Source organism: Bradyrhizobium sp. SZCCHNR1043, assembly GCF_032489675.1.
Classification (GTDB): Bacteria; Pseudomonadota; Alphaproteobacteria; order Rhizobiales; family Xanthobacteraceae; genus Bradyrhizobium.
On the sequence record NZ_JAUEYN010000002.1, the window covers coordinates 303,749 to 324,621 of the forward strand.

Annotated in this window: 24 protein-coding genes; 15 read left to right on the forward strand and 9 right to left on the reverse strand. The window is 64.3% G+C overall.

Annotated elements, in window-relative coordinates; genetic code table 11:
* Positions 1-22: 22 nt before the first annotated feature.
* A complete protein-coding gene (locus QX039_RS03915) occupies positions 23-1,654 on the forward strand; it encodes an NAD-dependent malic enzyme (RefSeq protein ID WP_315771713.1) in 1,632 nt (543 codons plus the stop codon).
* 55 nt (positions 1,655-1,709) lie between these two features.
* Here QX039_RS03915 and rocF read toward each other — a convergent pair whose 3' ends face one another.
* Positions 1,710-2,684 (reverse strand): arginase, encoded by a 975-nt coding sequence (gene rocF, locus QX039_RS03920; RefSeq protein WP_315771504.1) that lies wholly within the window; start codon positions 2,682-2,684, stop codon positions 1,710-1,712.
* 198 nt (positions 2,685-2,882) lie between these two features.
* Here rocF and QX039_RS03925 point away from each other — a divergent pair, with 198 nt between their 5' ends.
* A complete protein-coding gene (locus QX039_RS03925) occupies positions 2,883-3,143 on the forward strand; it encodes a hypothetical protein (protein WP_315739141.1) in 261 nt (86 codons plus the stop codon).
* A 10-nt stretch (positions 3,144-3,153) separates the two neighbouring features.
* On the opposite strand, the gene QX039_RS03930 is transcribed toward QX039_RS03925, so the two are convergent.
* Complete coding sequence (locus QX039_RS03930; RefSeq protein WP_315771506.1) at positions 3,154-4,272, reverse strand: OpgC domain-containing protein; 1,119 nt, start codon at positions 4,270-4,272, stop codon at positions 3,154-3,156.
* 427 nt (positions 4,273-4,699) lie between these two features.
* Here QX039_RS03930 and QX039_RS03935 point away from each other — a divergent pair, with 427 nt between their 5' ends.
* The 3 genes from QX039_RS03935 (at position 4,700) to QX039_RS03945 (ending at position 5,845) form a co-directional block, all read left to right on the forward strand.
* Entirely contained in the window at positions 4,700-4,948 is a 249-nt protein-coding gene (locus QX039_RS03935) for a hypothetical protein (protein ID WP_315771508.1), read from the forward strand.
* A gap of 278 nt (positions 4,949-5,226) precedes the next feature.
* Positions 5,227-5,379: a hypothetical protein gene (locus QX039_RS03940; protein ID WP_315771509.1), complete on the forward strand. Its 153-nt coding sequence runs from the start codon at positions 5,227-5,229 to the stop codon at positions 5,377-5,379.
* A 151-nt stretch (positions 5,380-5,530) separates the two neighbouring features.
* Positions 5,531-5,845, forward strand: a complete 315-nt coding sequence (locus tag QX039_RS03945) for a c-type cytochrome (protein WP_315739101.1) — start codon at positions 5,531-5,533, stop codon at positions 5,843-5,845.
* A gap of 107 nt (positions 5,846-5,952) precedes the next feature.
* On the opposite strand, the gene QX039_RS03950 is transcribed toward QX039_RS03945, so the two are convergent.
* Together QX039_RS03950 and QX039_RS03955 are read right to left on the reverse strand one after the other, a co-directional pair.
* The gene (locus QX039_RS03950) at positions 5,953-6,306 is read right to left on the reverse strand and encodes a phasin (protein WP_315739142.1); all 354 of its coding nucleotides are present in this window, start codon (positions 6,304-6,306) and stop codon (positions 5,953-5,955) included.
* A 591-nt stretch (positions 6,307-6,897) separates the two neighbouring features.
* The gene (locus QX039_RS03955; RefSeq protein WP_315771510.1) at positions 6,898-7,917 is read right to left on the reverse strand and encodes a GlxA family transcriptional regulator; all 1,020 of its coding nucleotides are present in this window, start codon (positions 7,915-7,917) and stop codon (positions 6,898-6,900) included.
* A 65-nt stretch (positions 7,918-7,982) separates the two neighbouring features.
* On the opposite strand from QX039_RS03955, the gene QX039_RS03960 reads away from it, so the two are divergent.
* The 4 genes from QX039_RS03960 (at position 7,983) to QX039_RS03975 (ending at position 11,087) form a co-directional block, all read left to right on the forward strand.
* Entirely contained in the window at positions 7,983-8,693 is a 711-nt protein-coding gene (locus tag QX039_RS03960; RefSeq protein ID WP_315739103.1) for a hypothetical protein, read from the forward strand.
* Positions 8,693-9,985 carry an MFS transporter gene (locus tag QX039_RS03965; protein WP_315771513.1) on the forward strand — a complete coding sequence of 431 codons (1,293 nt, stop codon included), beginning with the start codon at positions 8,693-8,695 and terminating at the stop codon, positions 9,983-9,985. The genes QX039_RS03960 and QX039_RS03965 overlap by 1 nt, the downstream gene beginning before the upstream one ends.
* Before the next feature lie 116 nt (positions 9,986-10,101).
* Entirely contained in the window at positions 10,102-10,764 is a 663-nt protein-coding gene (locus QX039_RS03970) for a YqcI/YcgG family protein (protein WP_315739105.1), read from the forward strand.
* Positions 10,761-11,087, forward strand: coding sequence for a cupin domain-containing protein (locus tag QX039_RS03975; protein WP_315771515.1), 327 nt, complete (start codon positions 10,761-10,763; stop codon positions 11,085-11,087). Before QX039_RS03970 ends, QX039_RS03975 begins: the two co-directional genes overlap by 4 nt.
* Before the next feature lie 2 nt (positions 11,088-11,089).
* Here the strand turns inward: QX039_RS03975 and QX039_RS03980 are convergent, their stop codons facing one another.
* The gene (locus QX039_RS03980) at positions 11,090-11,278 is read right to left on the reverse strand and encodes a hypothetical protein (protein ID WP_315771516.1); all 189 of its coding nucleotides are present in this window, start codon (positions 11,276-11,278) and stop codon (positions 11,090-11,092) included.
* Between QX039_RS03980 and QX039_RS03985 the strand changes: the two genes are divergently transcribed.
* Both QX039_RS03985 and QX039_RS03990 read left to right on the forward strand, forming a co-directional pair.
* Entirely contained in the window at positions 11,259-11,489 is a 231-nt protein-coding gene (locus QX039_RS03985) for a hypothetical protein (protein WP_315739109.1), read from the forward strand. The genes QX039_RS03980 and QX039_RS03985 overlap by 20 nt on opposite strands.
* 224 nt (positions 11,490-11,713) lie before the next feature.
* Positions 11,714-11,947, forward strand: coding sequence for a DUF6894 family protein (locus QX039_RS03990; protein ID WP_315712992.1), 234 nt, complete (start codon positions 11,714-11,716; stop codon positions 11,945-11,947).
* A gap of 222 nt (positions 11,948-12,169) precedes the next feature.
* Here QX039_RS03990 and QX039_RS03995 read toward each other — a convergent pair whose 3' ends face one another.
* A complete protein-coding gene (locus QX039_RS03995; RefSeq protein ID WP_315739110.1) occupies positions 12,170-13,225 on the reverse strand; it encodes a hypothetical protein in 1,056 nt (351 codons plus the stop codon).
* Positions 13,226-13,456: 231 nt separating this feature from the next.
* Here QX039_RS03995 and bamA point away from each other — a divergent pair, with 231 nt between their 5' ends.
* Positions 13,457-15,781 carry an outer membrane protein assembly factor BamA gene (bamA, locus tag QX039_RS04000; protein ID WP_315739111.1) on the forward strand — a complete coding sequence of 775 codons (2,325 nt, stop codon included), beginning with the start codon at positions 13,457-13,459 and terminating at the stop codon, positions 15,779-15,781.
* Between the two features lie 36 nt (positions 15,782-15,817).
* Here the strand turns inward: bamA and QX039_RS04005 are convergent, their stop codons facing one another.
* On the reverse strand, positions 15,818-16,234 hold the full coding sequence (locus QX039_RS04005) for a hypothetical protein (protein ID WP_315739112.1): 417 nt from the start codon (positions 16,232-16,234) through the stop codon (positions 15,818-15,820).
* A 249-nt stretch (positions 16,235-16,483) separates the two neighbouring features.
* On the opposite strand from QX039_RS04005, the gene QX039_RS04010 reads away from it, so the two are divergent.
* Complete coding sequence (locus QX039_RS04010; protein WP_315739114.1) at positions 16,484-16,840, forward strand: hypothetical protein; 357 nt, start codon at positions 16,484-16,486, stop codon at positions 16,838-16,840.
* A gap of 69 nt (positions 16,841-16,909) precedes the next feature.
* Here the strand turns inward: QX039_RS04010 and QX039_RS04015 are convergent, their stop codons facing one another.
* Positions 16,910-17,509: a DUF6456 domain-containing protein gene (locus QX039_RS04015; RefSeq protein WP_315771517.1), complete on the reverse strand. Its 600-nt coding sequence runs from the start codon at positions 17,507-17,509 to the stop codon at positions 16,910-16,912.
* A gap of 52 nt (positions 17,510-17,561) precedes the next feature.
* Positions 17,562-18,092, reverse strand: a complete 531-nt coding sequence (locus tag QX039_RS04020; RefSeq protein WP_315771519.1) for a GcrA family cell cycle regulator — start codon at positions 18,090-18,092, stop codon at positions 17,562-17,564.
* Between the two features lie 149 nt (positions 18,093-18,241).
* Between QX039_RS04020 and QX039_RS04025 the strand changes: the two genes are divergently transcribed.
* A complete protein-coding gene (locus QX039_RS04025) occupies positions 18,242-18,859 on the forward strand; it encodes a helix-turn-helix transcriptional regulator (RefSeq protein ID WP_315739119.1) in 618 nt (205 codons plus the stop codon).
* Between the two features lie 1,066 nt (positions 18,860-19,925).
* A complete protein-coding gene (locus QX039_RS04030) occupies positions 19,926-20,792 on the forward strand; it encodes a hypothetical protein (protein WP_315713006.1) in 867 nt (288 codons plus the stop codon).
* Positions 20,793-20,873 lie beyond the last annotated feature (81 nt).

Sequence of the window (20,873 nt, forward strand, 5' to 3'; positions counted from 1 at the left end):
TGCCTTGACCCAACCGCAACGCATGAGCGCACCGACGCTATCCCCCTATTCCCCGCGCGGACTCGCGCTGCTGCGCGATCCGCTGCTCAACAAGGGCACCGGCTTCACCGAGCAGGAGCGCGATGCGCTCGGCCTGCGCGGCTTCCTGCCCGCCGGCGTGATGTCGATGCAGGCCCAGGCAGAGCGGATCCTGGTCAATCTTCGCAGCCTGTCCAGCGACCTCGAGAAGTACGTGGCACTGAATGCACTGCACGACCGCAACGAAGCGCTGTTCTTCCGGGTGGTCTGCGACAACATCGACGAGATCCAGCCGCTGATCTACACGCCGACCGTCGGCCTCGCCTGCCAGAAATTCGGCCTGATCTTCCAGCGTCCGCGCGGCCTGTTCATCTCGGCCAATGACCGCGGCCGGATCGCGGAGATCCTCGCCAACTGGCCATATCGTGCCAAGCTGATCGTCGTCACCGACGGTGAGCGCATTCTCGGGCTCGGCGATCTCGGCGCCAACGGCATGGGCATTCCGGTCGGCAAGCTGTCGCTGTACTCGGCCTGCGCCGGCATTCATCCGGAGGAGTGCCTGCCGGTCATGCTCGATGTCGGCACCAACAACGAAGAGCTTCTGGCCGACCCCTACTACATTGGGCTGCGCCAGAAGCGCCTTACGGGCGAAGCTTATGACACGTTCGTCGACGAGTTCATGACGGCCGCGCGCGCCGCCTTCCCGGGCGTGCTGATCCAGTTCGAGGATTTCGCCAACCACGCCGCGTTCAAGCTGCTGCACAAATATCGCGACGACACCTGCGTCTTCAACGACGACATCCAGGGCACCGCAGCCGTGGCGCTCGCCGGCCTGTTCTCGGCGCAGCGTATCACTGGCGGCAAGCTGCGCGACCAGACCGTGCTGTTCCTCGGCGCCGGCGAGGCGGCCACCGGCATCGCGGATCTCGTCGTCTCCGCCATGATGGCCGAAGGCCTGTCCGAAGCCGAGGCGCTGCGGCGCAACTGGCTGATGGACTCGCGCGGCCTCGTCATCAAGGGGCGAGAGAACCTGCACGGCCATAAGCTACGCTATGCGCACGACCAGGCCCCGATCGCAGACTTCCTGACCGCGATCAGGACGCTGAAGCCGACCGCGATCATCGGCGTTGCGGCCGTCGGCGGCGCCTTCACGCCGGAAGTGCTGCAGGCCATGGCCGAGCTGAACGAGCGCCCCATCATCTTTGCGCTCTCAAATCCGACCTCGAAGGCGGAATGCTCGGCGGAGTCGGCCTATCGCTACACCCAGGGCCGCGCGCTGTTCGCCTGCGGCAGCCCCTACGATCCGGTCGAGCTCGACGGCAAGACCTTCGTGCCGCGCCAGGGCAACAACTCCTACATCTTCCCCGGTGTCGGCCTTGGCGTCATCGCCAGCGGCGCGCGGCTGGTGACGGACGAGATGTTCATGGCCGCGGCTCACACCTTGGCGAACTGCGTCACCGGCGCCGATCTCGAGCAGGGCAGCCTGTACCCGGCGCTGCCGCGCATCCGCGAGGTGTCTGCCCAGATCGGCGCCGCGGTGGCCGGCGTTGCCTATCAGAACGGGCTCGCCACGGGGCCGGCGCCGAACGATCTGCTCGGCTTGGTCGAGTCGAAGATGTACGACGCCCGCTACTGAGCTCGACGCCCTCGGATGCCTCGAGCTCACCAGCGGCGAGCGAAGAGGCATCCGCCTATTGGTCCGGCACGATCGCGTTCGTGGGCGTTGGCCGATCGGTAATCTGCTGGCCGAACAGGCTGGCGATCAGTTCGACTGCGACCCGCGCGGTCTTGCCGCGCTCGTCCAGGAATGGGTTGAGCTCGACGATATCGACCGAACGCACCAGCCCGGAATCGTGCAGCATCTCCATGATGAGATGAGCCTCGCGATAGGTCGCGCCGCCAGGTACGGTCGTGCCGACGCCGGGGGCCACCTCGGGATCGAGGAAGTCGACATCGAAGCTCACATGCAGGACGCCGTTCCGCGCACGAACCTTGTCGAGGATCCGGCGCGTCAGTACGCCGACGCCGAACTCGTCGATGGCGCGCATGTCGGCGATGCTGATACGACGGAGACGCAGCAGCTCCTTTTCCGCCCTGTCGATCGAGCGGATGCCGAACAGCTCCAACTGATCTGGGGTGATGGGCGTGCGCGCCTCGTCGCCGAGCAGGCCGTCGAGACCCGGCTCGCCACACAGGAACGCGGCGGACATGCCGTGCATGTTCGCTGTGATGGTGGTTTCGGGCGTGTTGTAGTCGGCATGTGCGTCGAGCCAGAGCACGAACAGCTCCCGCCCGATCTCGCGGCAATGGCGCGCGATCCCGTTCACCGACCCCATCGACAGCGAATGGTCGCCGCCGAGAAACATCGGGATGGCGCCGGTCTGCGCCAGCTCGTGACTGCGACGCGCCAGCACCCGCGACCAGCGCTGGATCTGGCGATAGTGCTTGGCCTTCACCGGCGGCTCGTCACCGGGCTCCGTCATGTCGGCGATGCCGACATCGCCGTAGTCGGTGACGTCGAGCCCGAGGCTTTCCAGCACGCTGATGAGACCTGCGGTGCGCAGCGCAGCAGGCCCCATCAGCGTGCCGCGGACCGACGCGCCGAGATCGATCGGAGCACCAAGGACGGCGATGCGATGTGGCGCCTTAAGGTCTGGAGAAGCCAAGACGGAATCCTTTCATCGACGGCCGGGCGCCCAGCGTAGCGCGATTTTGCACCGCGCGCTTCGCCGGCGATGCGTCTCGGTCCCAGGGAACCAATCGCATCAGCCGGCATTTCCCACGAGCGTTACATGCGCCCCTCAGCCGAATCGCGTCGGCACGAGGGTGCCAATCCGACGACCCGCGGCAAGAAGGCAACGACAGTGAGCAGCGAAACGTTCGAAACACCTCCGCAGCCGGGCGTCGCCGAACGCGCGCTCGACACCGCGACGGACATGTCACATGCACTCGGCGAAGTGGTGGGTACCCTGAGTGCGGCCGTGGACCGGCTGAGCGAAGCGGCAAGGGACGCGCGGCGGCCCGGGACAGCCCTGTCGACCATCAGCGCGATCACCCGCGAGGCCCCGCTCGCGAGCCTGTTCGTCGCCTTCCTGCTCGGGGTCACCGTCGCACGCCGGCGTTGAGGAACGGCGGTCAGAACAGCCGCGGTCCGCGCCGGTCGAGCTGCGATTCCCATGTCAGCAGCGTGGCCGCGATGACCATGATCGCAATCCCGGCGACACTGATCAGGACCTGCATCGCCAACCCGCTCGCCACGTCGGTCAGCACGACCTGGCCGAGGAAGGCCAGCAGCACACCCTGGCAATAGATCGGGAGCGAGTTCTCGCCGCACCTGATCATGGCCGTCATCAGCGGACGGATTGGCCCCTTCCAGTCCCGCGGAGCCAGCCGCGACACCACGAAGGCAAGCGCCAGGAAGTGCAACAACCGCACCGGCGCCAGGTGGCTCTTGTAGATCGGATAGATCAGGCCGCTGATGACCGACGGGATCAGATTCTCGAGACTCTTGAACTCCCAGCTGAGCGCCATCAACAGGCTGAACGCGAGATAGCCGATCGCCACGATCAACAGCGTTCGCGAGTCGAGGAGCGGACGCAGGCGTGTGGCGCCGGCACAGCCGTACCAGGCGCCGATCACGAACAGGAACTGCCAGGCGAACGGATTGAAATACAGCTCGCCGCTCGGCCACGCCGGCGCCTGCCAGCTGAACAGCTGAACCATCATGTAGAGCAGGAATGAAAGCGCCAGCGTCAACGTCGCGCTGGTGATCATCAGCCACAGGATGACGGGAAAGCAGATGTGCAGGATTGCAAACGTCAGCAGGATGTCGGTGTTGACGGGCGCGAATTGCAGCAGCGCCACATGCACCAGCGTGGGCCCCGGCTCGCGAAAGAAGAAGCCGGTGTTGGTCTCGTCGACGAAGCGCGTGCCGCCGCCGATAACCCAGACCAGCGCCGCATAGGCGAGCAGCAGCACCAGGAACGCCGCATAGATCTCCCAGGCGCGCCGCAGCGCCCGCACCACCGTGGTCGCCCAGCCCTGCTTCGGCAGCGCTCCGCCATAGGCGAGCATGCAGGTGTAGCCGGAGACGAAGACGAACACCTCGGAGGTGTCGCTGAAGCCGTAGTTGCGCAGCGTCAGCCACGCCAGCGAATTGTCCGGAACATGATCGATGAAGATGAACCAGAGGGCGAGCCCCCGGAACGCGTCGACCCGGAGGTCACGAGCTCCGTTGCCGTTGCCGGCTGCCACGCTATCCGTCCTCGCCAGCTCTTGATCATCGGCAAACAAGATGGACCTCGTCTCGGGATGGCCGACCAACATCGACTCCGGCATGCATGTTGTGCCTTAATATCTCCTGCCGGTCATCGATCGGAACTCGAATCCGCCGCACGCGTCGTCCATCCTTCCGGCAGATTTCGAGGTTGGCCATTGAGCGCAGCCCCCCGTCTGCGTCTTCAGGCTGCCCCCCGTCATTTCAGCCGATTGTGCACGGCCGATATCCGTACTCGAAAAGTGTGCACGGAAACCGGGTGCCTGTGGAACATTGTCGGCATGGTGGTGTTAAGCATCTCACCACCGCCGGACTGGCAATTGTTCCAGTCCCGTATTTGCCCGGATTGATTGTAGATTGCTTAGACGTTGACTTGTAGTGGAAATGTTGACAGGGGGGGGTTCCGTGATCCACCGAGGTGTCCAATATACGGTCGTGGCGACTGCTGAACCGGACATGTGGGAATGGCGGTACGAGTTCGGCGATCAGATCAAGACCGGACGCACCCAGACCAGACTCGCCGCGCTCGCGGCCCGGCGCGTGAAGTCGAAGATCGATGCGGCGCTCCGTGCGGCCCAAACGGGTTCCGTGTCCACGGTGAATGTCGCCGAACGGATCGAGATGGCGAAGGCCGCATCGCATAGCCTGACCTGACCTGACTTTCTCTCTCCGGCGGTCCGGCGCGCGCCGGACCGCTCATCGCCTGTTGAGACAGATCAAGGCATCGATGCCGGCATTTGTCATGTTCAGGCGATGGAAACTCTCATTTTTCGCTGCTCCCAGACGGGATCGAACGTTCAGATCGGCTTGGCCGCACCGGCTCTTGCCGACCAGTTCGATGCCTATGAGGCCGCCGCATGCCCAGCATGCGGCGGTACGCACCTCGTCAACAGGCTGAGCGGAAAGATGCTGAGCGACAGGGAGGGCTCGACATGTCCTACGTTGCGGAAGAACTGACGATCACCGCCTCGACCGATGTGTCTCGCTCGGCCGATATGTCTTGGCTGCGCCGCGCCAGCGCGCTCCTGAAGGCAATCGTCAGCCGGATCGACCTGTCCCATTTTCCCAAATCATGCTGTAATTGACGTCGAGATTCATCGACGCGCCGCGCGTGCCTGCGAGGCGGAGCCGCCAAGATCGCTCCTCTCCAGGGGCGAAACATTCCTTCGTGAGCCACCCGCCGTCACTCCGGCGAGGTATGCCACCACTCAACAGACAATGATCAGGAGTTCCTTGATGCACGCCTCGGTGATGAGAGTTATGGCGATCGCGATCGCGGCTGCGGCGTCGACACCGGCATGGGCCGCCGATCCGGATCACGGCGGAGATCTGGCCCGTCGCTGGTGCGCCTCATGCCACCTCATCGAAGGGACGCAGAAGCAGGCGAGCGCGGACGTTCCCACCTTCGCTCAGATTGCTCAGAAAACGGATTTCACGCCAGAGAAGGTCGCGTTTTTCCTGCTCGACCCGCATCCGAAGATGCCAAGCTTTCCGCTCAACCGGCTGGAGGCGGCCGACATCGCCGCCTATATCGGCAGCCTGCGAAAATAGGGCTGGGCTCTTTCGCCCGTCTCGTCCGCCCGCGTCCATTCGGCGGCAGCGCTGCCGCCGAGTTCGTCCATGCAGACCGTCGCTCCTGCGACGGCGAGGCTCGCGCTTCAGCTCTTGGGTTCGGTAGCCTTGCTCGCGGCGGACATGATGCTCGACGTGATCGTCTTCATGTGCTCACCGGCGTTGGTGAACTGGCTGCGCAGGAACTCGGACTGGATCCGCATCGCCTCCTCGAGCTCGGTGGCGTGAACGAGCTTTCGAGCGTGTTCGAAAGCCGTCTTGATGTTCTGCTCGGTGAGAGTGAGCGCCTGCTTGGACATGTCGGCGGCAGGCCCCGGAACCGTGCCGATCGATTTGCCGGCTGCGTCGAAGAACATCTCGAACGCCTTTTCCGCCTGCGAGATGGTCTTTTCGGCCAGGTCCCGCAGTTCAGCGGGCACTTCCAGTTTGGTTTGGGTCATCGTTGCGTCCTCCACGACAGATCCAACTACCACATCCGACTCCCTGCGTCGCCGTACAAATAGATGCGGAAGAAAGCTGCCAGCGCCTGTCAGAGTGCGGCCATACGTTGGCGCGTAATCTGCAGCGCGTATTCGATCGAAGCGAGGTGACGATCATAGGTCCGCCGCGCGCGCTCGGTCCGTAACGAGGCCTGAGAGCTCTCGCGCATGCTGCAGGGCAAGATCGAGGAGGAGGACAGTTTTTCTCGCATCCTCCCTGGCGCCGAATGCACCGGCTCACACGGTGTCCATGTGGCCGGCACCGGCCACCACAACCGCGGCCTTCTCTTCGGCCGTCGCAAAGGCGGCCTGAGGAGAGAGTGTCCTCGTGCGAAAGGGAACGATGTTGGTCATTGGCCTTTCCCGTCCGCGGAGGCGGATCTGCATCAAATTTTCAGCGTTATACACATGGCTTTTTACGGAAGCCTTTGAGCGATCGCATAAGGCATGGCCGCTCTGGCCTCAACGCGAACGGCGAGACTAACCCGAAAGCAAAGGAAAAAGGCGTCGACCCCGGCGAATCTTGTCAGCCCCGGTTGCGGCAAGCGCCGCTCAGCCCGAGAAGCGGCGCCGATACTCCGATGGCGACACGCCAAGATGCCGCAGGAACGCCCGCCGCATGCGCTCGTCGTCGCCAAAGCCCGCCCGTTTGGCGACTTCGACCACGTTTTCGACCTGGCGGCTTTCGAGTAGGAGGCGCGCCGTCTCGACCCTGAGCGCCTCGACTCCCTGTGCCGGGGTCATCCCGGTGCGGCTGACATAGGTGCGGGCAAAGGTGCGCGGCGTCATGCCGGCTCTCGCGGCCAGCGCCTCGACGCGCAGGTCGCTCGCGATGTTCTCGATGATCCAGGCATGCAGCGCACTGAACCGACCCTCGACGTCGGACGCCTGCGCCGCCAGGACGGTCGAAAACTGACTCTGGCCGCCAGGACGCTTCAGGAAGACGACGAGCCGGCGCGCCACGTCGAGCGCGATCGTATGACCGAAATCCTCCTCGATCATCGCCAGCGCCAGATCGATGCCGGCGCTCACGCCTGCGGATGACCAGACCCGGCCGTCCTGCACGAAGATCGCGTCGGGCTCGACCTTCACGTTCGGAAAACTGTCCTGCAGGCGGGGGCAATAGCGCCAATGCGTCGCGGCCCGCCTGCCCTCCAGCGCGCCGACCCAGGCCAGCGCAAAGGCGCCGAGGCAGACGGATGCGATCCGCCGGGCGCCCGGGAGCACCTCGCCAATCCACTGCATCACCCTCTCGTCCTGCCGCAGCTTCCAGATGCCCGGCCCCCCAGGGATCAACAGCGTGTCGACCTCCTCCGGCTTCACGGACGAGAGCGGCGCGGTGTCGATCATCAGGCCGACATCGGTCGGCACCAGTCCGCCCTCCTTGGACACGTAGCTGAGCGCATAGCCCGGCCCCGGCAGCTCGATCTCGCTGAGCTCGGCGAACACCTGCGCCGGGCCGGAAACGTCGAGCAGCGTCACTCCGGGAAAGGCAAAGATGGCGAGCCGCCTTTCGGCACCATCTCGACGCACCGCAGCACGCCGGGGAGAGTTGGCAGGATTCGAGGGCATATTGTCCTTTAAGCCATCGGAGGACCGCCTGTATAGCTCGACCTTGCAGTGCTGGAGTTCACGTGATGTCGCGCAACCTGGACGGCCGATACAAGACGATCGCCTCGCCATGGGACGACTACACCGTCTACAGCTTTTCCGACGCGTCGGAGATCGAGCTGCCTGATCGGCAGCCGATCATGGATGCGATGAATTCGATCATTGCCATTAACTGGAAAGCAATCGAACCCCATTGGACCGCGGCCTCATCGCCGTTCAACAGCAAATACGGCCTCGTTCTAGTCTACGATCACATCGGACTGGTCGCGTTCTCGGTCTATCGCGTGATGACCATCGCGCAGCGGCTGGCCATCTATCGCAGTGGGACCGAAGTACTACCCGCACATCAGGGTCGTGGCCTGTATGGGTTCTTTACGTCGCAGATCCTCAAGCATCCTGGGTCGGCCACGCCCGGCGAAGAAATTCTTTACGGATGGCGTACGCGCAACCCGATCGTGTGGGCTGCCAACGCCAAGATCTGCGAGAGGGTCGCGCCGTCGCTGCTCGATGAGGCGGCGGATGCGGAGTTGCAGGCCGCCTGCGTCGAGATGTGCGCGACGATCTATCCGGGCAAGCCGCTCGAGGTGCCCCGCATGATCATGCGCGGCGCCTACGGACACATCCAGCACATCAGACAAGACTATCACGGCAGGGCCTCGCTGGTCGAGACCGCGATGTCGCGGATCATCCCGGATTCCGCCGACGCCCTGTTCTCCGTCGGCTATGCGAGGGTGTGATGGCGGCGCTCGGACAACAAGCGGTCGCGTCCTCTCCGCTCCGGTTCTTCGATCGCGCCTATGTTGCGTGGGGAACGGTCGCTTTTGCCTACGCCGTCGCCTTCCTGCAGCGGATGTCGCCGCAGACCGTGGGCCTCGACTTCATGCGCGACTTCGGCACCGACGCCTCCGGCGTCGCGATGCTCGCCTCCAGCTACTTCTGGGGCTACACCTTGATGCAGATCCCCGCGGGCGTTCTGGTCGACCGCTACGGTGTGAAGCGCGTCGTCCTGTGCAGCATGGCGGCGTCGGTGCTCGGCAGCGCCGCCTTCGCGCTGTCGCCTACCCTGTTCGACGTCTTCGTCGCACGCGTGGTCGTGGCGTGCGGCGACGCGCTGGTGTTCACGGCGCTGCTGAAGCTCGTCGCGCAGAACTTTTCCGACCAGCGTTTCGGCCTGATGTCCGGCATCTCCCAGGTGTCGGGCTATGTCGGCGGCGTCCTCGCCACGACCCCGCTTGCCGCTGCGGTCAGCGGCTTCGGCTGGCGCGCCTGTTTTCTCTTCATCGCCTGCGTCGGCGTCGCAAACTTTGCCTGCGCGTCCGCGACCTTGAAATCCGCACCTGCGAACTACACCAGCCGGACGCTGAAGAGCGTCCTGGTCACAAGCTGGCATGCGCTCGGATCGGCCGCGACGTGGGGCTGCGCCATGAGCTTCGCTGCGCATTTCGCGGTCGTGACCACGCTCGCGGGGGTGTGGGGCATCCCGATGGTCGCGCATTATTTCGGCATCTCGCCGTCAGCGGCCGGCGGCCCTCTGCTCGCCTTCATGGTCGGCAACGCCATCGGATCGATCTTTCTCGGCCATGCCGCCGACCGGATGCAGTCGCTCAATGCAGCCCTGATTTCCATCACCCTGCTGCGCATGATGCTCGTCGTGATGCTGTTGCCGGCAATGGCGCACAGCTTCGGCTTCTTCTATGTCGGCGCGGTGTTCGCCGTGCTCGGTCTGGTGGCCGGGGGCACCGTGCCGCTGATCCTGAAAAGCACCAAGCATCTCTACACGGCGGAGCGCATCGGCGTCGGCGCATCGATCAATACGACAGCCGCCGGCATTTTTGCCGGGCTGGCTCAACCGGCGATCGCCTTTGCCATGGTGACTGCAAGCGGCCTCGACCCCGACATCGGATCAAGCCTGCGCAGTGCCGCCAGCGATTCCGGCTACGCAGCCCTGATCGAGATTCTTCTCCTGATGTCGCTTCCTGGACTCCTTGGGCCGCTGATGATGAGGCGCGAATTGATACTTCGTACTTAAGCATAAGAACAGAGAGGGTCAGTATGTCGCGTTTGTATTTGAGAAGGGACGAAGTCCGATCCGGCCATCAGGCCGGCACCTGGCAGAGCGTCCTGTTTTCGGAATTCGAGGCTCAGATGAGCAGCGAAGCAAGACCCTTTCCGTGCGTATTCGGCGTCGCGGGCTATCGTCACGATCAGCTTCGTTATCTGTTTCTCGACCCCATCGACATCGACGTGCTCGGCCAGCAGCTCGCCCTGTTCGTCTCGGAGAGCCGCTCGCACGGGCCCAACACCTCGCTGGTGCTGTTCACGCGCCCGCGCCCGGTCCAGACCATCGACTCCTACTACAAGAAATTCTGGCACATCCTCGATCAGCTGGCGCGCGTCGACAGCCAGCCGTGGCCCGCCGAAATTCCCGAGACCGTCGATCATCCGATGTGGGAGTTCTCGTTCGCCGGGGAGCCGATCTTCGTCGTCTGCAGCACACCCGCACATGTGATGCGGCAAAGCCGCCGATCGAGCGCATTCATGCTGACCTTCCAGCCGCGCTGGGTGTTCGAACGGATGCTCGGCACGGACGAGGCGGCGGCCAAGGCCTTCGGCGAGGTGCGCAAACGGCTGGTCCCGTTCGACACGACGGCGCCTTCGCCCCAGCTCGGACGCTACGGCAATCCGGAGGGCCGGGAGTTCAAACAGTACTTCCTCTACGACGACAACCAGCCGCCGCCGGCCTGTCCCTTCCACAAGCTGGCGCAGACCAAGCCATCGTCCATCGCAGACAAGGAGCAGGCTGCATGACCCAGATCGTCGCTGGAACCAAGACCAGCTTCGCGATCGATCCCGACATCCTGGCGCTGTTGCCGACGCAGGGCTGCATCGAGCTGCAGCACGATGCAGCCGGCAAGGTTCACGCCTTCCATACCCACCCCGTCGACGAAATCCTCGTCGTGATCAAGGGACGGCTCACGTTTCGTTGGGAAGGCGGCGAGCGCATCTGTACCGCCGGCGACAAGATCCTGTTGCCGGCCGGGACGCTGCACGAATCGGAAGCGCTGGATGATGCAATCTACGCGATCGCCACGCGACCACCCGCAACCATTGCATGCAATCGGGAGGGATGAGGTCAGGACAGAGGGCGGTCGGTCTCCGAAAGGGCGTCTGCGGTCAACCGCTCGACTGTCTCGATCACCTCGATGCGCTGGCCCGGAGCCAGCTTCAGGAACGCCTTCAGCAGACGAAGGCTTTCCACGGCTTCGCTCGATGGGGCTCCGAGCTTCGTGTGCAGCTCCGCGATGAATGTTGAATTCTTCATCTCGCACCTTTGGCAGGAAACGGTAATGCCAGTCCTTAGCAAACGTGAAGGCCTTGCACGCAAGGTAGATACTGCAGCAATCGAGGCTGAAAGTCTCGGTCTGACGACTGCGACCCTGATCCTCAGGATGGCCCGCCTGGAAATCGACCGTGCGGAACCCGATGAGGTTGAAAGTATGCCAGGGAACAACTCTCGCAGCAAGCCGAACTGACCGGTAGGTTGATTTCGGCGTCACAATTTGGGTCTTCTGGCAGTTTCTGGCTGACGATACCAGTGGAAACGGTCGTTTACCGAACAATGCGAGGGGATTACGGCAGCGGTAAGCTTGTCCTCCACATTAGAGGTCTTCTATAGTTTGCTTTGGGGAAAGAATGGGTTGCGGATCCCGCTCGGGCTCCGCGCCCACTCCCGCCACACAGCGGCTGCAGGAAGACCATGCGCACTTATTATTTCGATATGAAGGATGGCATTCCGACCAGAGACCGGACCGGCCTGGAATTTGCGACGAGTGCGGGGGCGATCGAGCACAGCCGGGACTTGGCCCGGCGACTCCGGCACGACCCGCGCATCACCGACCGCAGGCTGTCCATCGTCGTCGTCGACGAATCTGGCGCGGAGGTTCACCGTGAGCCGGTTTATCCGGCTGCAGTGAAGGCCAGCTTGTCCTGATTTTTTCATAGGCGTGCCAGCAGAGACTGCGCGCTGACTACTTTTTCTACTTTTCGTAGAGGAAACGAAAAGCCGAACAACCCTTGAGTGTGTATGTTGGGCGCGCGATCAGGCCGCTTCGGCATCAAGAGCGCCCTGAGTGTCAGCCCCCCGCCGCTCCGCTCAACCGGCTCTCCCCTTCCCCCGGTCGCCAACGAACGCCACCGCTGCGCCACCGACGGCCTATTGCTGCTTCTCCCAGAACGAGAGCAAGCCCTGCGAGGCCGAGCCACCGATCACGCAGGGGATGCCGACGGCGACCTGCCCCAGCGCCGCAGCCGAGACGCAGCCGAGCGCAAGGGCGCCGACGCCGAGCTGTCCCCAGAAATCCATGTTGCGCCGGGCGTCAGAGCCCTTGGTCTTCAGCTCCTCGACCGCGGCGACGGCATCCTTGCGGACGGCGCCGAGCTGCACCGTATCGGCGGCCTCAACCACCTCCCTGAGCGGCTCCTTGACCGGTCCCGACTGCCGCGCCAGCTCCTCCCGGAGATAGTCGCGCAGGCTGGCATCGCGCACCGAGTAGCTGGCAAGCGTATAGCGCGCCATGCTACCGATGGTCAGCTTGTCGACCGTGTCGCGGCTCTTCGACCATGGCAGCATCTGCACGATGCGCTGGATCGGCACGCGCGAGCCGGTCGCGAAGTAATAACCCCAGAGGATGTCGAGCAGATCCTGGTGGGTCGCGTAGCTGAGCCGCGTGTCGAGCTTGCGCTCCTCCTTCTTGAACGGATTCTGCGTCAATGCGCCACGCAGCTTGTCCATCACGCCAGGCTTCGTTTCCTCCAATGGGATGTCCATCAAGGTCGGCTGTGCGCCGCTGAGATAACCGTCGATCATCACGCGGCGGCCCGGCATCTTCGGCGCGACCTTGCGCATGAGATTGCGCCAGTCCGGCAGACCCGAATAGGCGATGGCCCGCACGACCACCCACTCCTCCTCGGGAGGCACGGGAAAGAAGCTGTTGACCAGTTGTTCCGCCTTGGCCGGATTGGAGCCGATCGCCCCCGCGATGAAGCCGAGATAGATGCCCGCGTTCTCCGGCTCCTTGAACGTCTGCGAGTGAAACAGCACCCGCACCGCCGCCGGCACATGGGCGTAGTCGGGTTTGGTGCGATAGTTGTAGATCCAATTCTGGACGACACCGAGCGACGCGCGTGGGTCGATCTCTGGGACGACCGCAGCAGCAAGGGCTGATTGAACGAAAGTGCAAGCGATGAGGGCCAAGGCGATCGCGCGCATGGTCTGCTCCCGACAAACGTTCGCCGCATCAGCATCTGCTGGCGCGTACGGATGAGGACGATGCTGCACGCCGTTTGAATCGACTCTGCGTCGATTCTGCGGCCGCGCTCGATTCCCTGCCGGTCACCCTTCGCAGGCGTGATCGCAGGCCGCCAAGTCTCCACGGCTTCGACATGATTTGGCCGCCCACCGGCTCTTGCATCCCGGCATGACGAGCAGGCAGATGCGCGCATGTTGACCGCCCGAGACAGCCGTCACCGTGGAGACAGCAGATCGCGACATGTCGCGTTGATCGTTGCGACGCTGTTGGTGGTGACGTCCGCGCCGTCGGCAGTGGCGGCCGAAGCCCTTGCAGTACAGGGCAATCGGCGCGTCGATGCCGACACCGTGCGATCCTATTTCCACACTGACGCCAACGGGCGCTACGACGCCGCCGCGCTCGACGCCGGCCTGAAGGCGCTGGTTGCGACCGGGCTGTTCGACGACGTGAAGATCAGCCGCGCCGACGGACGGACCGTGGTCCGCGTCTCGGAAGCAAAAGTGCTCGATCGCGTCGCCTTCGAAGGTAACAAGAAGGTGAAGGATGCGGAGCTCACGGGCGCGGTGCTATCAAAGCCGCGAGCCGGCCTGCAGCGCGCAACCGTCCAGGGCGACGTCGCCCGCATCATCCAGACGTACCATCGCGCTGGACGCGACGACATCCGCGTCGTCCCGGAGATCATCGATCGCGGCAACGACCGCGTCGATCTCGTCTTCACCATCACCGAAGGCAAGAAGACGCCGGTCAGGGCGATCAACTTCACAGGCAATCGCGCCTATGGCGCCCGACAATTGCACGCGGTGATCAAGACCTCGGCCACCAACGTGCTGAGCTTCGTGACCGGCGGCAACGTCTACGACGCAGATCGCGTCAACGAGGACCGCGAGCTGCTGCGACAATATTATCGTAACCACGGCTACGCCGATGCCGAGGTTTCCAATGTGAGCGTCGACTATGACGCGGCAAATAGCGGCTACAACCTCACCTTTGCGATCGAGGAAGGCGGACTCTATAAATTCGCCGCAGTCGACGTCTCCTGCAACGTGCAGGGGCTGGCCTGCGACCGCCTGCGCACATTGTTGCTGACGCAGCAGGGCGACACGTTCGACCAGAGCAAGATCGACAAGACCTCCGAAGTCCTGGCGGCTGAACTTGGCAAGCTCGGCTTTCCGTTTGCGCAGGTCGAGCCCAGGATCAATCGGCATGCGCAGGATCGGCTGGCCGACGTCACCTTCCAGATCGAGCAGGGACGACGCAGCTATGTCGAGCGCATCGAGATCCACGGCAACACGCGCACGCACGACGACGTGATCCGGCGCGAGTTCGACGTCAGCGAAGGCGATGCCTACAACAGGACGCTGATCGACCGCGCCGAACGTCGCCTGCGCAACCTCAACTACTTCAAGACCGTCAAGATCTCGACGCGGCCGGGCTCGGCCAGGGATCGCGTGGTGCTGGATGTCGAGGCAGTCGATCAGGCGACCGGCGACTTCAACGTCTCGGGCGGCTATTCGTCCACGGACGGATTGCTCGCCGAGGTGAAGATCGGTGACCGCAACGTGCTCGGCACCGGCAACACTGCGCAGGCCACCTTCACCTACGGCCAGTTCGCGCGCGGCGCCAGCCTGTCCTTCACCTCGCCCTACGCCCTCGGTCGAACGACACCCGGCATGGAGCTGTTTGCGCGACAGAGCATGGTCAGCACATTCCAATCGTTCGGCAGCAACACCTATGGCGGTGCCCTCACCCTGGGCATGCCGGTCAGCGAGCAGACTGCCATGCTGTGGCGCTATTCGCTCTACGACCAAAGGGTGGTGCTCGCGCCGGGGATCTCGCCGGCGGCGGTGTCCCTGCCGGTCCGCCAAGCGGTCGCGGCCGGACGGCAGACGGTGTCCTCGCTCGGCAATACCGTCACCTACAGCACCCTCGACAACAACAAGACGCCGACCAGCGGCATTCGCTCACAGTTGACGCAGGATCTCGCCGGCCTCGGCGGCGACGTTCGCTTTTTGCGGACCACGGGCGACGTCCGCTATTATCGATCGATCAACAGCGACCTGACCGGCATGGTGCGCGCGCAAGGCGGCTATATCACCGGATGGGGCGGCCAGCAGGCGCCGCTGCTCAACAGCTTCTTCGGCGGTCCCACCATGGTGCGCGGCTTCGCGCCGGGCGGCTTTGGGCCGCGCGATCTGACGCCGGGATCGACGATGGACAATGTCGGCGGCAGCCTGTTTTGGGCGACCACGGCGGAGCTGCAGGGCAACATTCCTGGATTGCCGCAGGAATACGGCCTGCGTGCATCGGCCTTCGTCGACGCAGGAACCGTGTTCGGCTATCGCGGCCCGACCCAGAATGTCCAGGTGGCGAACAGGAACGTGCTGCGCTCCTCGGTCGGCGTCGGCATGACCTGGGCATCGCCATTCGGACCGCTCACGATCGACTATGCGGTCCCGATCAGCAAGGCGGCGTACGACGTCGTGCAGCCGCTCCGTTTCAGCGCCGGCGGCTTCTGAGCCGACACCGCAACATGGACGGAGCGCCGCGTCACGTCAGTACGGACTGTAGTAGTAACCGGGCGGGCCGTAATACGGGCGAACATAGTATGGCCGCGGTGCGTAGTACACCCGCGGCGGCCCGTAATAGCCGGGTCCGGGATAATAGCCGGGCCCATAGTAATAGTAGTCGTCGTGCTGATGCGCGGCGATTGCGCCGATGGTGCCGATCATTGCACCCATGATGGCCAAGCCGGCGGCTGGATTGCCCCTGTAGACGCGGCGATAGCGCCGGCGAGCGCTGAGATCGGTCAAATCGCCGGCTGTCGCCGTCGCGACCGCCCTCTTGTTGGCCGGACCCGCCGCCCCCGCATGGGCTGGCGCCGGCGCGCTCGCCACCGCGGCGATGGCCGCGACGGCCGCAATCGCGATTTTTCCACCGGCCGAAGGAGATCGATATTTCCCGCTGAACATGGCATCACCCTTCACTTCACTCGTTCCCAGATACAACATGCCCGGGCGCGCAGCTTGACCTGTGTCAACTCAGGACCAACCCGGCCATCAGGCGGCACGTACGCATCCCGCAATCGCGCTTAGACGCGACGTCACGCCCCCTGGTTCAACCCACCGCCGCATCGATTTCTGCGAACCGATGGCCGCCCGTCGGGAACCAATGGCTGCACACCGACGCCGTCCATCATGCCATCGGCAACAGGAGTCCTCATGCCTTCCAGACTGACACGCCCGATCTTCATCGCCGTCGCCACACTGTCGCTCGCTGCCTCGATGGCGAAGGCCGGCGACAGCGCGACCTCGCTGTTCAAGGTGGTGACCGTCAAGGACGAGATCGTCATCGGTCTCAATAGCGACGAGTTGGCGACGATCGGCGGCAGCGATGCCAGCGCCGTTGCGCGCGCACTGGCGCAGAAAGGCGACCTCGCGGCCTGGCAGTACAACGTTCATCGCGGCCCGAACGGCGAGCTGCAGATGACGCCTTCGGCCAAGATCGGTTTGCTGTCGCATGCCTCGCTGCGCGTCGAGCCCTACAGCACCACTTATGTCGTGACGCCGCATCCCTGAGGGAAAACGATTGTCCGACCGGCGCTCGTACCCCGTCGACGACGGTACGAGCGCCGGTCGTGCCGGCCGTTAGCTCTCGCCCCGACGGCCCGATCGCACGGCCCCATCGCATTTCCTGGCGATCCTGTCGGTGGAAAACCCGTAGACCACGGCCAGCCGGTCCAGGCACTCCTTGAAGCGCCGGGCGAAATAATCATTCCAGCGCTGGCTGGCGAGCCCCCGCTTGTGTCCGACCTGCTCCATGGTCAGGCCGTGCACCAGCACGTCATGGGTGATCGCCCCCCCGTCGGCGCCGAGCTCGCGCTCGGCGCGGTTGAGCCGCAGCACCGCCTGCCTCTGGCCTTCGGTGACCGGCTCGCGCCCACGGGCGCCGTCGACGTGCTCGCGCGAGGGATCGATCGCCTGCGGGCCCCGCTCGGCCCGCTCCCAATCATTCTGGAACGCCCGTCCGGCCCGGTATTGGGCGTCATCCAGCTGTTTGTGCGCGTGCAGCCGGCCGAGCGGGTCGCTGCGGACCGATCGCAACGCGACGATCTTATCGCCGGGCTCAAGCGCCAGCGGATCGTCGATCTCTACGGGAATCACGTCTGCATTTCGCGGCAGGTCGTGACCTCTCCGGTCGTGGGTCTTGGACATGCGATGGGGCTTGCTGCGTCTGGGGCGCGCCATGTCTCGTCTCCGGAAAATGGATGGGGTCAGTTCGGGTCGGGTTTGCCGCGCTCTACGCGGCGGCGACCAGCCGCAGGATCAAAGGGCCGGCGGAGCGCACGGCGGTCTCCTCGGGCGGAAGCCGCGTGAGATGGTAATGCGGCGTGCAGTAGCAGGAGCCGGGCTGGCGCGGATGACCGCAGAAGGTGATGGGATCGTCGTCCCGGTCGCCTCCATAGGGGTAGCGGCAATCGTTGCGTTCGAGCTGGTCGAGGGACAGCAGGCGCGGGCTGAGGCCGACGCAGCGCAGCCTGACCGGCGCGGCAGGCTTCGGCGGGGACGGCATCGGCCACGCCGCCGCGTCCGGGCTTCGCCGCCGGGTTCGGGTCGCCGCGGACATCGGCCGGGGCTCGGATCGAGCGGCTTTCGGCCCGCCCGGCGCCACCAGCCCGATCCGCTTGCCGCGGCCAAGCGTCGCGTTCCGCGTATAGGCGGTTCCGAACTGCGCATTGAGGGCGCGCGCGATCTCGGCATAGGACCGCCCCTGGGCATGAAGCTCGCACAGCATTTTGGAATGTTGGTCTGGCCAATCGGTGGATTGCATTCTCGCTCTTCCTTCTGGGTCGGGGCCGCCGGACCCGCCGGCTCACCCGACGGCCAAATCTTCCGATATTCCGAACAAAAAGTCAAGCTTGAGTTCTGATTATTCGAAACATATAATCCCTTCCGAGATTCGCAAAAGAGGTCAAAGCCATGTTGGACGTCGCCATGATCGAGCGTGCACTCGAGAAGCCAGGAAAGACGAAAGGAGGGTTGGCCCGCGCCATGGGCGTGCGGCCGGGGGCGGTCTCCGAGATCCTCGGCGGCCAGCGCCTGATCAAGGCGGCCGAGATTCCGCTCATTACGGAGTATCTCGAGCTCAATTCGGTCCCCGTCATGGGACGGGTCGGCGCCGGCTCGGTGATCGAGCCGGATTACGAGCAGGTGCCGGTCGAGGGCCTCGGCGAGGTCGCCCTGCCCTTCCCGATCTCCGAGGAGACCATCGCCTTCGAGGTCTCCGGTGATTCGATGCTGCCGAAATATGAGAATGGCGACGTGATCGTGGTCTACCGCGAGCAGCGCCACCCGCTGTCGAGCTTCTACGGCGAGGAGGCGGTGGTGCGCCTCAAGTCCGGCGAGCGCTACCTGAAGACGATCGAGCGCGGCAAATCGCCGTCCGTGGTCAATTTGAAGAGCTTCAACGCCAAGCCGATCGTCGGCGTCAAGCTGGATTGGATCGGCGAGATCTTCGTCACCCTGCCGCGCGGCCAGATCTCGCGGATCCGCGCCAAGGCGGCCGCCAAGTCGCGCGCCCGCGCGGCGAACAAGTAAGACTCGAGACCGGATGCGGGGGACGCCGAGGCGCTCCCCCTCCATCCCCCCTCCAGGCCCCCTCCAGGGAAGGGTGGGCACCGCGCCTGTTGCGCCGTCGTGATCAACAATTCTGAGCGACATATGGGGATGTGCGTCCATAGCCTCGCGGCGCCCCAGGCGTCCGAGTGATACAGTGGTCTCACCCTCTTCAAACGAGAGGGGGCAGGGAAGGCCGGACCTCGACTGAGGCCCGTGGCCCGCCTGCTCAAAAAATGCAGGCGGCAGGTACCACAGGTCCAGCCGGAACGATCCGGCCCTCCCTGCGCGATGGTTTTCACGGCTGCTTCGCGTTCTCCCCGGTGCGCCGGGCTTGTTGGTCACCGTCACCCACGCGGCGCTGTCAGCGCCGGCGCAGGCTTGATACCGGCATCGGAGTATCAGGACCACGCGACTTGACCGTACGAGCCGGTGTTGTTCGTCTGCGCGAATGACCACGCTGCAAACCGGCTCGCCCATCACTCCCCGCCTCCACGTGTCGTGACGACCGCGATACGCCCCTCTTCATGAGGCGGGATGCGCGTAGACAATCATGAATTCTGAAAAAGAGAAAGAAGAATTTTTCGGCCCGGCGGGCCAGACCGGGGCAATGCGTTGAAGCCTCGCCCAAAACAAGCGTTTCCGCACACATCGTCTGCAGGCGATCGAATGCCATGAACGGACCATCGTGCGGGCGCATCGACCCTGATTTGCCCGACGGGCATGACGCCTTGCCACCAGCCGCGCCCGGCGCCCGGATCAGTCCTCGACCCGCAGCTCATCGCCATGGACGTAGCAGTCGGCATTCGGAGGCGGCGGTGGGACAGGCTGGTCTTCCGCTATCTCGGCTCCAAGCGGTGACCCGCCCCGACGATACACGCGCCCGCCAGCGGCGCCGTCGCGTCATCGCCGACGTCCGGCCGACGTTGAGGACGTCGCGCAAGCGGATTGATCCCGATCAAGGACCAGGCGCCGCGCCGGAGCAAACTCATCGTCAACCTGTGGCTGCACAGGCGGGACATGGGGAAACGCCATCATGGGAAACGCCATGCGGAGATATCTTCTTGCCTTTACCTTGGTGATCGCCGCACTCGGCTTCACGTCGTCGGCGCGTGCGGGATGCTGGCCGAACGAAAACTTCCACCTCGTGTGCTGGCTGGATACCTATGGGACGGCGTGCGAAGCGCACCACGCGCTGACCAGCGTCAGAGCCGTGCTGTATCCGGAACCGCGCTACTCGTACTATGAATTCGAGGTTTCGCACTGGTGGACGGCCCACAAGACAGTGGCCTGTCCGCCGAATCAAAAGACAACGTTCAGCGGTGTCTGGGACCGGGAAACCGGAAAGGCGGAGGAAACGGCGACCACCGGCATTTCGTCGGTGACCAGGCGAGTCTATTGCAGCAACAATCCCTGGACGGGCCAGGGGCCGCCGACGGTGCCGATCTGCTCATATCCGGCCGATGATCCGAACGTGGGACTGCCCGTCACCTCGGCGATGCTCACGCAAAGCCAGCGAGACGATCTGCTTCGCGTTCAGGAGCCGTTGCATACCCGTTGCCAGCAGATCAAGCCACTCGAGGACGAGGTGTCGTGGCTGAACGGCCGCCCCATCGTCGAGGTGGTCGCGTCCCACCATGAATATCAGAAGCTCGAATGGCATCTGTGGTTCATGGACTTCGGCGAGTTCGGACCGTGGCATGAGGTCGCGGCACCGAAGCCGAAGGGCCCCTTGATCTGGAAGGGCACGACCTATACCGAGCGCCGCATTGCGACATCGAGGCACAGATATTGGCTGAACAAGCCCGGCCGCTGGAAGGTGGTTGCGAAGCCGAAGCCGACCGCGGCGGCGGCGCAGGGGATCCCGATCAGCGTGACCACCGAATGTCCCGGCGCGACGTTCAACGTGCAGTGATGGGCGATCACGCGGTCCTCATGGCGTGCAGGAACATGCTTCCGCACGCCATGTCACATCGCCTGGACTATCTCTGTGCTG

Bases quoted from the DNA above. Each gene is read 5' to 3' on its own strand.
- QX039_RS03915 (WP_315771713.1), top strand. From the start codon at position 23: ATGAGCGCACCGACGCTATCCCCCTATTCCCCGCGCGGACTCGCGCTG.
- QX039_RS03940 (WP_315771509.1), top strand. From the start codon at position 5,227: ATGTCCTACGTTGCGGAAGAACTGACGATCACCGCCTCGACCGATGTG.
- QX039_RS03945 (WP_315739101.1), top strand. From the start codon at position 5,531: ATGCACGCCTCGGTGATGAGAGTTATGGCGATCGCGATCGCGGCTGCG.
- QX039_RS03950 (WP_315739142.1), bottom strand. From the start codon at position 6,306: ATGACCCAAACCAAACTGGAAGTGCCCGCTGAACTGCGGGACCTGGCC.
- QX039_RS03955 (WP_315771510.1), bottom strand. From the start codon at position 7,917: ATGCCCTCGAATCCTGCCAACTCTCCCCGGCGTGCTGCGGTGCGTCGA.
- QX039_RS03960 (WP_315739103.1), top strand. From the start codon at position 7,983: ATGTCGCGCAACCTGGACGGCCGATACAAGACGATCGCCTCGCCATGG.
- QX039_RS03965 (WP_315771513.1), top strand. From the start codon at position 8,693: ATGGCGGCGCTCGGACAACAAGCGGTCGCGTCCTCTCCGCTCCGGTTC.
- QX039_RS03970 (WP_315739105.1), top strand. From the start codon at position 10,102: ATGAGCAGCGAAGCAAGACCCTTTCCGTGCGTATTCGGCGTCGCGGGC.
- QX039_RS03975 (WP_315771515.1), top strand. From the start codon at position 10,761: ATGACCCAGATCGTCGCTGGAACCAAGACCAGCTTCGCGATCGATCCC.
- QX039_RS03985 (WP_315739109.1), top strand. From the start codon at position 11,259: ATGAATGTTGAATTCTTCATCTCGCACCTTTGGCAGGAAACGGTAATG.
- QX039_RS03980 (WP_315771516.1), bottom strand. From the start codon at position 11,278: ATGAAGAATTCAACATTCATCGCGGAGCTGCACACGAAGCTCGGAGCC.
- QX039_RS03990 (WP_315712992.1), top strand. From the start codon at position 11,714: ATGCGCACTTATTATTTCGATATGAAGGATGGCATTCCGACCAGAGAC.
- QX039_RS03995 (WP_315739110.1), bottom strand. From the start codon at position 13,225: ATGCGCGCGATCGCCTTGGCCCTCATCGCTTGCACTTTCGTTCAATCA.
- bamA (WP_315739111.1), top strand. From the start codon at position 13,457: ATGTTGACCGCCCGAGACAGCCGTCACCGTGGAGACAGCAGATCGCGA.
- QX039_RS04005 (WP_315739112.1), bottom strand. From the start codon at position 16,234: ATGTTCAGCGGGAAATATCGATCTCCTTCGGCCGGTGGAAAAATCGCG.
- QX039_RS04010 (WP_315739114.1), top strand. From the start codon at position 16,484: ATGCCTTCCAGACTGACACGCCCGATCTTCATCGCCGTCGCCACACTG.
- QX039_RS04015 (WP_315771517.1), bottom strand. From the start codon at position 17,509: ATGGCGCGCCCCAGACGCAGCAAGCCCCATCGCATGTCCAAGACCCAC.
- QX039_RS04020 (WP_315771519.1), bottom strand. From the start codon at position 18,092: ATGCAATCCACCGATTGGCCAGACCAACATTCCAAAATGCTGTGCGAG.
- QX039_RS04025 (WP_315739119.1), top strand. From the start codon at position 18,242: ATGTTGGACGTCGCCATGATCGAGCGTGCACTCGAGAAGCCAGGAAAG.
- QX039_RS04030 (WP_315713006.1), top strand. From the start codon at position 19,926: ATGCGGAGATATCTTCTTGCCTTTACCTTGGTGATCGCCGCACTCGGC.